Source organism: Ferrovibrio sp., from assembly GCF_964218355.1.
In the GTDB taxonomy this organism is placed as follows: domain Bacteria; phylum Pseudomonadota; class Alphaproteobacteria; order Ferrovibrionales; family Ferrovibrionaceae; genus Ferrovibrio.
Genome location: NZ_CAXPMC010000024.1, coordinates 62,042 through 75,646, shown reverse-complemented (window position 1 = coordinate 75,646; position 13,605 = coordinate 62,042). Strand labels below are relative to the sequence as shown.

Below are 13,605 nucleotides of genomic sequence, written 5' to 3'. Positions count from 1 at the left end.
TACCCACGTTCCCTCCCCGCCGCTCTTCCGATCTGGCCGCCCTGCCCGGGCGGCCGGACCGATCGGACGAGATCAGTATTTCAGCGGGCCGGCAATCTGCACGAAGCGGGCCTTCTGGATCTGGAAGAACAGCACGTCGGTGGTGCCCTGGTGCTTGTCGGGACCGAAGCCGATCACCGGGCCGCCGAAGACGTCGCGGTAACCGCTGATGCTCTCCAGGCCGGAGATGAACTTCTCGGTGGTCAGGTCCTTGCCGGCCCGGTCCAGCGCCGTGATGATCAGGTCGGCGATGTTGTGGCCGTAGACGGCGCCGATATTCGGGTCGCTGCCGTATTTCGCCTTGTAGGCATCCCACCAGGCGGCAACCTGCGGCGAGGCGGTGTCGCGATAGGGCATCACCGTGCCGGCACCGACATAGAGGCCCTCGGTCACGCCGCCGGGCGCGCTGGCGACGATCTGGTCGAAGCTGGCCGACTGCGAGGTGAAGTCGACATCGGTCCAGCCCATCTTGCGCGCGGTGGCATAGGGCAGGATGGCGTCGCGGACGATGGCGCCCATCGCCACCAGGTCACAGCCGGCGCCGCGCAGCTTGGTGATCTGCGCCGTGAAGTCGGTATCCGCCGGCTTGTTGGTGGCGGTCTCGACCAGCGCCATGTTCATCGCCTTGGCCTGGTCCTGCGCCGCTTCCAGGATTTCCTTGCCGAAATCGGTGTCCTGGTACAGCGTGCACAGCTTCTTGCGGCCGTTCTTCTCGGCCAGGTACTTGATGCCGGCGCGGGTGTGGTCGTAGTAGCTGGAGAAGGTCTGGAACTTCAGCTTGTGGAACGGCTCGCTCATCGAGCGGGCGGCGGTCAGCGGCGCCAGGTTCGGCACGCCCGCCTTCAGCTGGTCGGCGAAGACGGCGTTGTTCATCGGCGTGCCGAGCGCGCCGGCCATCAGGAAGATGCGGTCGCGGTTGATCAGCTTGTTGCCGGCCTGCACCGCGCGCGGCACCTGGTACTGGTGATCCTCGACGATCAGCCGGATCTTGCGGCCGAACACGCCGCCCTGGGCGTTGATCTCGTCGAATTTCAGGCGCATCGCGTTCGACGACGTGACGCCGTAGGACGCGGCCGGGCCGCTGAGATCGGTATGCATGCCGATCACGACTTCCGACTTGCTGACGCCGCGCACCGACTGGGCGGCGGCGGTGCCGGCGAGGCCGGCGGCGGCCGCCATGGCGGCGGCGGTGGCTATCTTGAAGGCTGCGTTACGCATGGGTCTTCCTCCTCTGGGCAGACTGTCGCTGCTTGTGGTACCGCTACGCATCCCGGCTTCAGGCGCCGGCATACATCTCATCAATCAGGGTCTTGTACTTCTCGTTCACGAACTTGCGCTTCAGTTTCATGGTCGGGGTCAGCTCGTCATCCTCCGCCGTCAGCTGCTGGTCGATCAGGCGGAACTGCTTGATCGTCTCGACGCGGGCGAAGTTTTTGTTCACCTTCTCGATCTCCTCGCCGATCAGGGCCTGCACCTCCTTGGCCCGGCACAGCGAGGCGAAGTTGGTGAAGGGCACGTTCAGGTCCTGGGCGAATTTCACCACGTTGTCGTGGTCGATCATGATCAGGCAGCTGAGAAACTTGCGGCGGTCGCCGATCACCACCGCATCCGAGATATAGGGGCTGAATTTCAGCTGGTTCTCGATCTCGGACGGCGTGATGTTCTTGCCGCCGGCGGTGATGATGATGTCCTTCATGCGGTCGGTGATGCGGTACCAGCCCTCGTTGTCGACGGTGCCGACATCGCCGGTATGCAGCCAGCCGTCGACGATGGTCTCGGCGGTCTTCTGCGGATTGTTCAGATAGCCCATGAAGACATGCGGGCCCTTCAGCAGGATCTCGCCCTCGGGGCTCAGCCTGACTTCCGTGTTGGGCACCGCCTGGCCGATGGTGCCGAGCTTGACGCGGCCTTCCGGCGGCGAGGTGGCGAGGCCGACATTCTCGGTCTGGCCGTAGACCTCGCGCATGTCCTTGCCCAGCGCCAGATACCACTTGATCAGGTCGGGCGAGATCGGCGCGGCGCCGGTGACCAGCCATTTGCAACGGTCGATGCCGATGATGCGCTTGATGTTCTTCAGCACCAGATGGTCGGCGAACCAGAAGGCGAGCCGCAGGCCGGGGCCGGGCGTGCGGTCCTCCAGCCGGCATTCGGCGACCTTGTAGCCGATGCCGAGCGCCATCCGGTAGGCCCATTTGCCCAGGCCGGTGGCATCCTTCATGCGGATGGCGATGCCGGAATAGAATTTCTCCCACAGCCGCGGCACCGCGAAGAACACCGTCGGCTGCACCTCCTGCAGGTTCTGGGCGATGGTTTCCGGGCTTTCGGCGAAATTCACCGTCGAGCCGGAGCGGATCGGCCATAACAGCGAAAAGCCGCGCTCGGCGATGTGGCAGAGCGGCAGGAAGCTGAGCTGCTCGTCCTCGGCCACCTGCTCCAGCAGCATCCCGGCATTCTCCATCTGGAACAGCAGGTTGCGGTGGCTGATCATGGCGCCCTTGGGCGCGCCGGTGGTGCCCGAGGTATAGATCAGGATGGCGAGGTCTTCCGGCCTGCCCAGCGCCAGCTGTTCGTCCCAGAAGCCGGGATTGGCATGCTCGAAATTGCGGCCCATGGAGAGCAGCTCGTCGAAGCTGATCACCATCGGGTCGTGGAAATCGGCCAGGCCCTCCATGTCGATGACGACGATCTTGCGCAGGGATGGGCAGCGCGCGCGCACCTCGAGGATTTTGTCGAGCTGCTCGTCATTCTCGGCGATGTAGATCGCGGTGCGGCTGTCGTTGACGATGAACTCGACCTGCTTGGGCGAATCGGTGGTGTAGATGCCGTTGGTCACGCCGCCGATCGCCTGGCAGCCGAGATCGGCATACAGCCATTGCGGATTGCCCTCCGAGATCACCGAGACCACCTCGCCGCGCTGCAGCCCGAGCGCGGCGAAGCCGAGGCCGGCATGCTTGACGTTGTCGCCATACTGGGCCCAGGTGATCGAATTCCAGATGCCGAGATGCTTCTCGCGCATGGCGATCCTGCCGCCGCGCTCGGCGGCCTTGCGCCAGAAATAGCGCGGCAGGGTGTCGCGCTGGATCACCTCCAGGATGCCCGCGTCGATATCGAGGCCCGTTACGCTGTCGATCGCCATGTCCGCCTCCGCTTCCGTTACCGCCGCGCCGGCGCCCGGCGCCGGCTGCCCGCCGCTAGCGCCATGTCTTGCGCTTCTTCCAGCGCCGCTTGCCGCGCACGCCTTCTTCCTTGATGCCGAGATAGAATTCCTTGATGTCTTCCTTCTCGAGCAGGCGGGCGCAGGTATCGGCCATGACGATGCGGCCGACTTCCAGCACATAGCCGTAATGCGCCGCGTGCAGCGCGACATTGGCATTCTGCTCGACCAGCAGGATGGTCACCCCCTGCTCGGCATTGATGCGCACGATGATCTCGAAGATTTCCTTGACCAGCTTCGGCGACAGGCCGAGCGACGGCTCGTCCAGCAGCAGCAGCCGCGGCCGGCCCATCAGGGCGCGGCCGATCGCCAGCATCTGCTGCTCGCCGCCCGACATCGAGCCGGCCGGCTGGCTCTCGCGCTCCTTCAGCCGCGGGAAATAGCGGTAGACCATCGCCATGTCCTCGGCGATGCCGTCGGCGTCGCGCCGGGTGAAGGCGCCCATCTGCAGGTTTTCGCGCACGGTCAGGAACGGAAAGGTCTCGCGCCCCTCCGGCACATGGCCGATGCCCAGCCGCATCACCTTGTCCGGGTCCATCTTCTGGATCTCGCGGCCCTCGAAGACGATGCTGCCCTTCTGCGGGTCCATCACCCCGGAGATGGTCTTCAGGATCGTCGTCTTGCCGGCGCCGTTGGCGCCGAGCACGGTGACGATGCTGCCGCGCGGCACTTCCAGGCTGACGCCGCGGATCGCCATGATCGGGCCGTAGAAGGTCTCGATATTGCTGAGCCGCAGGACGATGTCCCCGGCCGACTGCTGCGCCTGCTGTTGTGCCGCCTGCTGTGCTGCCGCGCTCATGCCTCGCCTCCCAGATAGGCGCGCACCACTTCCGGATGCCGCTGCACCTCCTCGGGGCTGCCCAGCGCCAGCACCGAGCCGTAATTCAGCGCCAGCACCCGGTCGGAAACCTCGCTGACCAGGCTCATGTCATGCTCGACCATGAGGACGGTGATGCCGAGATCATTCTTGATGTCCTGGATCCAGAAGGCCATGTCCTCGGTCTCTTCGGTATTGAGGCCGGAGGACGGCTCGTCCAGCAAAAGGAGTTTCGGTTCGCTGCACAGGGCGCGGGCCAGTTCCACCACCTTGCGGGCGCCGTAGGGCAGGTTGACGATATAGGTGTCGCGGTAATGCTGCAGGTCGAGGAAGTCGATCACATGCTCGACCTTCTCGCGGTGGGCCAGCTCGGCCCGGCGCACCGAGGGCAGGAACAGCAGCTCGGCGGCGACATTGCCGCTGCGATGGGCATGGCGGCCGAGCAGCAGGTTGTGCAGCACGGTGGCATGCTCGAACAGCTCGATATTCTGGAAGGTGCGGGCAATGCCAAGCGCCGCGATCCGGTGCGGCGGCACCTGGGTGATGTCCTCGCCCTCGAACAGCAGCCGCCCCTCGGTCGGGTTGTAGATGCGGCTGATCAGGTTGAACACCGTGGTCTTGCCGGCGCCGTTCGGGCCGATGATGGTGAAGACCTGCCCCTTCTCGACGGTGAAGCTGACATCGTCGACGGCACGGATGCCGCCGAAATTGATCGCGAGATTCTCTGCCTGGAACAGCGTCACCGGAAGCGCTCCGATTTGGTGTAGGTCTTCTGCCGCTTGAAGGTGGCCTTCTTGTAGAGCGGGAACAGCGAGAAATAGAGCTTCACCTTCAGCCAGCGGCCGTAGATGCCGAGCGGCTCGAACAGGATGAAGAAGACGAGGATGACGCCGAACAGGCCGGGTTCCAGCCCGGGCTGGCGGGCGACGCTTTCCGGCAGGTAGTCGCGCAGGATGGCAATCATCTGCGGCAGCGCACCGACGAACATGGCGCCGTAGATGGCGCCGTGGATCGAGCCCAGGCCGCCGACCACGACCATCAGCAGCAGCTGGATCGACAGCAGGATGTTGAAGGCATCCGGCGCCAGATAGCCGATCTTGTGGGCGAACAGCGCGCCGCCGAAGCCGGTGAAGCCGGCCGAGACGGCAAAGGCCAGCGTCTTGTAGGCGGCGAGGTTGACGCCCATCGACTGCGCGGCGATTTCCGAATCGCGGATGGCGATGAAGGCGCGCCCCGTCGGCGAGCGCAGCAGGTTCAGCGCCGCGAGGATCGCCAGCACCAGCGCGCCGAAGCACAGATAGTAGAAGAACCGGTCCTCGACGATGCTGTGGCCGAAGATTTCCGGCCGCGGCACCGGGAAGCCGGCAAAGCCGCCGGTGACGCTTTCCCAGCGGATCAGGATCTGCTCGATGATAAACGCAAAGGCCAGCGTGGCGATGGCGAGGTAGATGCCGGTCAGCCGCAGGGCCGGAAAGCCGATCACCGCGCCGACGATGGCCGACAGCACGGTGGCCACCGGCACGGTGATCACGAAGGGCAGCCCCATCTGCAGCAGCACGGCATGGGTATAGGCGCCGATGCCGAGGAAGGCGGCATGGCCCAGCGACACCTGGCCGGTGAAGCCGGTCAGCAGCATCAGGCCGATGCCGATGATCGAGAGGATGAAGACGTAGGAAATCTCGCCGAGCCAGAAATCCTCCAGCACCAGCGGCGCCGCCAGCAGGGCCAGCACCAGCAGGCCGTACCAGAAGCGGTCGACCCCGTCGCGGAACAGGTTGATGTCCTGGTTGTAGTCGGTCTTGAAGAAGAAGCGCATGACGTTCGGACCCCTACACCCGCTTGCGGCCGATATTGCCGAACAGTCCCTGCGGCCGCAGGAACAGCACCAGCAGGATCACCACATAGGCGGCCACGTCCTTGAAGCCCTCGGGCAGGTAGATGCCGGAAAACTGCTCGATCACCCCGATCAGCAGGCCGCCGACCACGGCGCCGGGGATCGAGCCGAAGCCGCCCAGCACCGCAGCCGAGAACGCCTTCAGCCCGAGCAGGCCGATGGTGACATCGATCAGCGAGACCGGCGCCAGCAGGATGCCGGCCACGGCGGCCACGCCGGCCGAGATCGCCCAGATCAGCGAGAAGATCATCTTCACCGGAATGCCCATGTAATAGGCGGCCAGCTGGTTCTGCGAGGCCGCCTGCATCGCCACGCCGATCCGGGTGTAGCGGAAGAAGGCGAAGAGCACGGCGCAGAGGATCGCGGTGCCGGTGACGATGGAGGCCGAGACATCGGCGATGATCAGGCCGCCCATCTCGGTCACGCCGCCGGTGAAGGGCGTGTTGAAGGCCTTGGTCTCGGTGCCCCAGATCATCGAGGCGGCGGCGCGGAAGATGAAGCCGAGCCCGATGGTCAGCATCACCACGGAAAACTGCGGCTGGCCGATCACCTGGCGCAGGATCACGGTATCCAGCAGATAGCCGAACACCGCCATGAACAGCACCGCGCCGAGGAAGGCGAGCCAGTAATTCCAGCCTGCCAGCTCGATCAGGGTGAAGGCCACGAAGGCGCCCAGCATCAGCAGGTCGCCCTGGGCGAAGTTCACCATTTCGGTGGCTTTGTAGATGAGGACGAATCCGAGCGCGATCAGCCCGTAAATGCACCCTGCCGCCAGGCCGTTCAGCAGCAACTGGACAATCTCAGACAGTTTGTCCTCCTCCCGTATCGCATCCCTGTTGGCTGGCGCTTCTTGGTGTCGCCGCCGGTTGGTGGCAGATTATGGAAGAGGCCCCGCGCCGGTCAATCGGATTCATGCGCGGATGAATGCTAATCACTTGACGTTGCGTCAATTTTTGGAGAGCCGCCGGCATGGCCGTCCCGTTCGTGAAAACCCTCGATTTTTCCTATGCGGAAGCCGAAAGGCTCAGCCCGCGCATCCGCCGGGTGATCGCCCGCAACCCCTCGCCGTTCACCTTCCATGGCACCGGCACCTATATCGTGGGCGGCGCGCGGGGTGGCGGGGACCATGACAGGGGACCCCATGGCAGGGGACCGGTGGCCGTGATCGATCCCGGCCCCGACGACGCGGCCCATGTGGCGGCCCTTTTGCGCGCCCTGGATGGCGAGACGGTCAGCCATATCCTGATCACCCACACCCACCGCGACCATTCGCCGGCCGCTGCTGCACTGCAGCAGGCAACCGGCGCGCCCACCTATGCCTTCGGCCCGCACCCGCTGCCGCAGGGTGGCCCGGCCGTGGAAGAGGGCGGCGACCACGCCTTCCGCCCCGATCACCGTCTGGCCGATGGCGACACCGTGGACGGCCCGGGCTGGACCCTGACGGCCCTGCACACGCCCGGCCATATCTCCAACCATCTGTGTTTTGCCCTGCGCGAGGAGCAGGCCCTGTTCAGCGGCGACCATGTGATGGGCTGGTCGACCACCGTGATCTCGCCGCCCGATGGCAGCATGACCGATTACTATGCCTCGCTGAACAGGCTGCTGCCGCGCGACGACGCGCGCTACTACCCCACCCATGGCGCGCCCATCGATGCGCGGTCCACCGGCGCCAGCCCCCAGGCTTTCGTGCAGGCTTTGCTGCAGCACCGCGCGGCGCGCGAGGTGCAGATCCTGCGCTGCCTCGACCGCGACGGCCCGCAGACCATCCCGCAGATGGTGGCGGCGATGTATCACGATGTGCCCGCCTACCTGCATCCGGCGGCGGCGCGCTCGGTGCTGGCGCACCTGATTCACATGGTGGCGGACGGACGGGTCACTGCCGATGACGGCGTGGCGGACGAAGCGGCGGTGTACAGGCTGGGTTAGCTACCGGAAAGCCATTAGTGAGCCTTCTTTCTAGCCTTGTGTGGTCTACCTGATGAGGCTCGCTGCGAGAGAGATGTGGCGCCGGCGACCTTTTTTGCTCCGCCCGTTCCAGCATTTCGCATAAGACGGAATGCTTTCTTCTCAGGAGCTGCCACGCTACGAATCAAGCGGAATGGCCCAACTAAAGGCGAACGTACCAAATCGTCGCTGAAGAACATAATCTCGGAACCTTCACGTGCGGACCGCGCACTATATCCAATGCCATAGACGATCTGCTGGAACTGACGATAGAGGGAGCGAATGGTTGGAACATTGTCGTACGACACCAACCACTTACGCCCTTTCATCTTACCTGCAACAAACTTGGCCACCTTTTCATGATCTTTGTGCTCGTAGAAATCGTAGTATAAGTCACGCCCCTTCGCGTAATATGGCGGGTCCAAGTATATTAACGTCTTCGCCGGCCAAATTTTTACGCCCGCTTCTAGAAATTTCAAAGCATCCAGACTGGTAAGCGATATTCGCTTACGCATTTTGGCTATTGCCTCAATCCGACCGATCAATTCTGAGCGATTGAACCTTGCATCGATACCCCATTGGCCAGTTTGGGCACGCCCCCCAATGATGCCCCCATTTAGGATTCCCGATCGGTTCGTTCTATTTAAGAAGAAAGTGGCGAATCCCAACTCAAGATCACTATGTTCGTCTGGAGTAGCAAATATCTGCTTCTGCCGATCCCAAGACTTTATGCTCAATGGAGTGTCGCGGGTCAATTTTGTGAGCTGATCCGTATGATCCAGAACACTTTTCCAGAATGCGTACACCGGCCGGCTAAGATCGTTGATGTGAATTCGCGAAACATACTCGTGGAAGAGAAGCTCCAGCGCGATTGCCGCACCCCCCGCATAGGGCTCCACATACTCACCATCCAAGAGTGAGTTATCCCTGATCAGTGCCTTCACATAGTTCGCGAGCTTCCCCTTGCCTCCTGGATAGCGAAGCGGGGTAAAGTGAATGAGACGATGAGGCCGAGCAATCTTCTTCTTGCTACTTGTCATTTCCAAATCGTCTCAAAGTAAATCTGAGCGTTGTCCCAAGCGACTTTCAGATCACGCTCTGTCGGTGACAAAAAACGGTTGTGCACATAGTTGTGAAGGGTGTCAACGAACAGGGGATTTGTTTTGTCATCAATCCCCTTCAAAACACCCGCCAGATTCTTCCGAGCCGTGCCGGACTTAACCATGTGCTCAATTGCATCACCGACCTTTGCCCTAAGGCTCTTATCCTTCTTTCCATTTGGGGTCTTGATCGTTGATACGATACCGGAAACATCTAGATAGTGATCTGTGGACTGCTCCAGAAAGACACGAAACAATACCGAGATTGAATGGGGGTAGTCCTCCAAAGGCAATCCACGAAGCTCCTTAACAATTTCTGCAATTTTCGCGTTTGAAACAGTTAAGTAGCAGTCGCGGGGAATTAGCGCTTTGCGGACAATAGGCTTTGGTTTTGGCTTGGGCTTTGGCCGAGGTTGCCGGAAGTCTTGATCTTCCATCCTCTCGACTGGCTTCAACTCGGATGATTGTTTACCCAAGTCCGGTAGGTCTTTTCCCAATTTTCCGACGTACGCTACTTGTTGATCTTTGCTTTTGATCTTCGTGACATTGATGACCTCATTAGCCAAATCGAGCACAATCCTCCGAAGCGGCTTGATTACTTCGGTCGGAGGCAATGACGTCATAAGTTTCGATTCCGTAATTTCGATGCCTATCTTCTTGCGGACTGACGGCGTTGATAGAAGGCGGTCAAGAGTTGAGATAGGGAAATGGTCTTCCACCTGCGCCTTCTCATCTTCCGAAAGCCCCCCATGAGAAATGACGAAGTCGAGCGCCTGCAGAGCAGGGTCACGGCCACGAAATCTTGCAGTCGCAACACCTCCCCAATTTACAATTCCACGCCCTCTATTTTCCCCGGTGTGGCGCTGATTCAGCCATGTGGCGCCGTCAGAACGATCTGCCACCTCATAGCAATCGATGGGCTCAATAACAGCCAAATCAAATTGCTCTGCAAGTTCCTCGAAGCGGCGCTTAATTGGCGCTCTAACTTCCAGATCTTTCAGAACAGCGGGATTATTGAGAATCCGGAGTGCTGCTAGCCGCCGATTGCCCTCAAGGACAATATATCGGCCTCGCTCAACCGGGGATTTCTGGACGAGCCACCTGTCCATGGGATTGAGCCGATCTGCAACAATACTCTCAGCCAGCACTACGAGCTTGGCATCTTGATCTTCAATTATTTTCTGCAGCGCTCCACGTTGACTGTCTGCTTTGCTAATTCGCGGATTTTCCAAATCCAAAAGCAGATCATCAAGCTCCAACTCCACACCCGCCATATCCCCCCTCCTTCATACCTCATGCAGAAACATTCTAGCGATCCACTACCTATGGGGGCAATATTTTTGTGGGCACAAGTTCTAGCGCCAAAATTCAGTATCCGATCACTGTCAGAGTGAACGGGATTTGAACTCGCGAATGTCCAAATAGCGCGTCGGCCACTGCGACAGTCTTGTTGTAGGAGTGACTAACGACTTTTTTGCCGTTGCTTTTGTATTTGTATGAATTCGGCACCGCCAAGATGAGGTGATCTAGATCGACCATGATGAGTGCCTGGACAAGATCACGGTAGATGGCGTTTCCCTGCCACGCACGCCCCGCCTCAATCTCAAGTCCGCAGCGCCATTCTCCATGATAGGCGTCTATTTCATACTGTAAGTTTGGAAGGCCATTTTCGCCGAAGAACACAGGCCGCCTAAGCTTTTCGTTTGCTCGCTTTCCCGCCTCCACATCAAAACCCAGCAAGCTCAAATCCCCTCGCAGGCAAGCCATCACTTTATCACTATCTAAGCCTTTAGTTCGGCTCGTGGTTTCAATCTTGGTTTCGTGCTTGCGGAATGCTTCAACCACAGGCGTCGTAAAGTCATTGGGCGCCCGCGTTCGCGGAAATGTGCAATATTTAATAGTTGAACAACCGGTACCTTGTGATTGCTTCACGTGATTAGCCATTAGCCCTCTCTAGATGACAAGACTCTACTTGTTCACGGAAATTTGCCTCCTATATTTATGTCATATGTCTTGAGACTGGGCGCTGCACTCAACTTAGCGACCGCTCGATCATTGTTGTCGGCCATCGTGAATCGGGAAAGGGAATGCTCCGGTCGTCGTACGCCGGAGTGAATGCGTGAGTATGCGGAACTCCCTTCGTCGTTCCCGCGAACGCGGGGACGACGGAAAAGAAGCTGGGTCCCCGCTTGCGCGGGAACGACGGAAAAGAATGAGCGCGGGCGGACCGCAGCCGGAAGACGTGAATGCCCGGGTCGGGCCCGGGCATGACAATGAGAGAGTGATATCACTGATAGCAGTGATGGCGGACCGGACCGCAGCGGTGCGGAACGGTCCGCGCCGGTCAGGAATGGTCACGGGCGGTTACGGGCGGTCACCAGCGGGCGGCGCCGGTGCGCAGCGGGCGCCGGCGGGCACCAGCGGTCCGGAATGGTCAGCAGTGGTCAGCAGCGGGAAAAACTGAATTCCCCCCTCGTCGTCCCCGCGAAAGCGGGGACCCAGCAACACCGGCCAGTCTGAAGCACCGCCGGTCTGGGTTCCCGCTTTCGCGGGAACGATGAAGAGAGAGAGAATGAGCCGGGGCGGGCCGTTATGAACCGCCGCGAACCGTCACGAACCCGGACGAACCGGAATGAACCGCCGGGAACCGGAACGAGCCCCGGCGAACCGCCGGGAACCGCGACGAACCGCCACGAACCGTCACGAACCGCAATGGGCTCCACCTGGCTCCACTGGGCCAGGCCAAAGGAAAAGGCCCCGGGGTGAACCGGGGCCCTCTTTAATCCTGTATGCGGGCCGGCAGCCTCGCGCTGCCGCACATCTATATACGGCGCCGCGCGCCTTGCTCCTGCCCTGCGGCTCAGGCCGCAGCGCCGCGCGCCTTTCTCTTGCGCAGCCGGCTCAGGCGGCTGCGCCGGGGGTCGGCAGCTTGTAGTCCTTGAACTGCTCGCGCAGCTTCACCTTCAGCAGCTTGCCGGTGGCGGTATGCGGCAGTTCCGGCACCTCGACGATGTCGTCGGGCAGCCACCATTTCGCCACCTTGCCTTCCAGGAAGGTCATCAGGGCGGCCTTGTCGACGCTCTGGCCGGGCTTGGGGATCACCAGCAGCAGCGGCCGTTCCTGCCATTTGGCATGGAACACGCCGATCACGGCGGCCTCCTGCACGCTGGGGAAGCCGACCGCGGCATTCTCCAGGTCGATCGACGAGATCCACTCGCCGCCCGACTTGATCACGTCCTTCGAGCGGTCCGTGATCTGCATGTAGCCGTCGGGGTCCAGCGTGGCGACGTCGCCGGTGGTGAACCAGCCCTCGCTGTCCAGCACCTTGCCGCCTTCGCCCTTGAAATAGCCCGCGGTGATCCAGGGGCCGCGCACCTTCACGTCGCCGAAGGCCTTGCCGTCGCGCGGCAGTTCCCTGCCCTCGTCGTCGGTGATCTTGATCTCGACGCCATAGACGACGCGGCCCTGCTTCTGCTGCACGTCGATGCGCTTGTCCTCGGGCAGCTTCATGTGCTTGGGCAGCAGGTTGCCGGTGGTGCCCAGCGGCGACATCTCGGTCATGCCCCAGGCATGGATCACGTAGGAGCTGAACTGCTTGGCGAACCGCTCGATCATGGCGCGCGGCGCCGCCGAGCCGCCGATGACGACGCGCTCCAGCACGATGTCGGTCTTCACGTCCAGCGCCGGATTGGCATCCACATACTGGAACATGGCCAGCCACACGGTGGGCACGCCGAGCGAGAAGTTGCATTTCTCGTCGCGCAGCAGCTCGTAGACGCTCTTGCCGTCCAGCGCCGGGCCGGGCAGCACCAGCTTGGCGCCGCACATCGCCGCGCCATAGGGCACGCCCCAGGCATTGGCATGGAACAGCGGCACGATCACCAGCGCGCTGTCATACGACGACAGCCCGAGGCCGTCGCGGGTGCAGACGCAGAAGCTGTGGATCAGGGTCGAGCGGTGGCTGTACAGCACGCCCTTCGGGTTGCCGGTGGTGCCGGACGTGTAGCAGAGCGACGAGGCGGTCTTCTCGTCGAAATCCGGCCAGGTGTATTCGGCGCTCTCGGCGGCCAGCAGCTCCTCGTAGACGATCAGGTTCGGGATCTTGCAGTCGGCCGGCACATGGGCGCGGTCGCTCATCAGCACGAAGCCCTTCACGGTCTTCAGCATCGGCGCCAGCTTTTCCACCAGCGGCGCGAAGGTCAGGTCGAAGAACAGATACTGGTCTTCGGCATGGTTGACGATGTAGTCGATCTGCTCGGGGAACAGCCGCGGGTTCACGGTGTGCAGCACCGCACCCATGCCGGAGACGCCGTAATAGATCTCCATGTGGCGGTGGGTGTTCCAGGCCAGCGTGCCGATGCGGTCGCCGAACTTGACGCCCAGTTTGGTCAGCGCGTTGGCCAGCTGCTTCGAGCGGTCGCAGAGCTGGCGGTAGCCGTAGCGGTGGATCGGACCTTCGACGGTGCGGGTCACGATCTCGGTATTGCCGTGATAGAGCGCGGCATACTCGATCAGCGACGAAATCAGCAACGGACGGTCCTGGATCAGGCCCAGCATGCGCTTCCTCCCTTAAGTCTGGCGCGGATTATACGAGTGG

11 protein-coding genes are annotated in these 13,605 nt (G+C 61.8%); 1 reads left to right on the top strand and 10 read right to left on the bottom strand.

Annotated elements, in window-relative coordinates; genetic code table 11:
* Positions 1-72 precede the first annotated feature (72 nt).
* Genes ACEQZY_RS17605 through ACEQZY_RS17580 form a run of 6 tightly spaced genes read right to left on the bottom strand, consistent with a single transcriptional unit; the run spans position 73 to position 6,754 of the window.
* Positions 73-1,257: an ABC transporter substrate-binding protein gene (locus ACEQZY_RS17605; RefSeq protein WP_370156178.1), complete on the bottom strand. Its 1,185-nt coding sequence runs from the start codon at positions 1,255-1,257 to the stop codon at positions 73-75.
* 58 nt (positions 1,258-1,315) lie between these two features.
* The gene (locus ACEQZY_RS17600; RefSeq protein ID WP_370156176.1) at positions 1,316-3,175 is read right to left on the bottom strand and encodes a long-chain fatty acid--CoA ligase; all 1,860 of its coding nucleotides are present in this window, start codon (positions 3,173-3,175) and stop codon (positions 1,316-1,318) included.
* 55 nt (positions 3,176-3,230) lie between these two features.
* Positions 3,231-4,052: an ABC transporter ATP-binding protein gene (locus tag ACEQZY_RS17595; protein ID WP_370156174.1), complete on the bottom strand. Its 822-nt coding sequence runs from the start codon at positions 4,050-4,052 to the stop codon at positions 3,231-3,233.
* Complete coding sequence (locus tag ACEQZY_RS17590) at positions 4,049-4,813, bottom strand: ABC transporter ATP-binding protein (protein ID WP_341704108.1); 765 nt, start codon at positions 4,811-4,813, stop codon at positions 4,049-4,051. Before ACEQZY_RS17590 ends, ACEQZY_RS17595 begins: the two co-directional genes overlap by 4 nt.
* Positions 4,810-5,886: a branched-chain amino acid ABC transporter permease gene (locus tag ACEQZY_RS17585; protein ID WP_341704109.1), complete on the bottom strand. Its 1,077-nt coding sequence runs from the start codon at positions 5,884-5,886 to the stop codon at positions 4,810-4,812. The genes ACEQZY_RS17590 and ACEQZY_RS17585 overlap by 4 nt, the downstream gene beginning before the upstream one ends.
* 13 nt (positions 5,887-5,899) lie before the next feature.
* Positions 5,900-6,754: a branched-chain amino acid ABC transporter permease gene (locus tag ACEQZY_RS17580; RefSeq protein WP_370156172.1), complete on the bottom strand. Its 855-nt coding sequence runs from the start codon at positions 6,752-6,754 to the stop codon at positions 5,900-5,902.
* Between the two features lie 179 nt (positions 6,755-6,933).
* On the opposite strand from ACEQZY_RS17580, the gene ACEQZY_RS17575 reads away from it, so the two are divergent.
* Complete coding sequence (locus ACEQZY_RS17575; protein WP_370156169.1) at positions 6,934-7,890, top strand: MBL fold metallo-hydrolase; 957 nt, start codon at positions 6,934-6,936, stop codon at positions 7,888-7,890.
* 14 nt (positions 7,891-7,904) lie between these two features.
* On the opposite strand, the gene ACEQZY_RS17570 is transcribed toward ACEQZY_RS17575, so the two are convergent.
* From ACEQZY_RS17570 to ACEQZY_RS17555, 4 genes are all read right to left on the bottom strand, one after another.
* Positions 7,905-8,948 carry a DNA adenine methylase gene (locus ACEQZY_RS17570; RefSeq protein ID WP_370156166.1) on the bottom strand — a complete coding sequence of 348 codons (1,044 nt, stop codon included), beginning with the start codon at positions 8,946-8,948 and terminating at the stop codon, positions 7,905-7,907.
* Entirely contained in the window at positions 8,945-10,282 is a 1,338-nt protein-coding gene (locus ACEQZY_RS17565; RefSeq protein ID WP_370156164.1) for a hypothetical protein, read from the bottom strand. The genes ACEQZY_RS17570 and ACEQZY_RS17565 overlap by 4 nt, the downstream gene beginning before the upstream one ends.
* A 94-nt stretch (positions 10,283-10,376) precedes the next feature.
* Positions 10,377-10,853, bottom strand: a complete 477-nt coding sequence (locus tag ACEQZY_RS17560; protein WP_370156161.1) for a hypothetical protein — start codon at positions 10,851-10,853, stop codon at positions 10,377-10,379.
* Between the two features lie 1,056 nt (positions 10,854-11,909).
* Positions 11,910-13,565: a 3-(methylthio)propionyl-CoA ligase gene (locus ACEQZY_RS17555; protein WP_341704115.1), complete on the bottom strand. Its 1,656-nt coding sequence runs from the start codon at positions 13,563-13,565 to the stop codon at positions 11,910-11,912.
* Positions 13,566-13,605 lie beyond the last annotated feature (40 nt).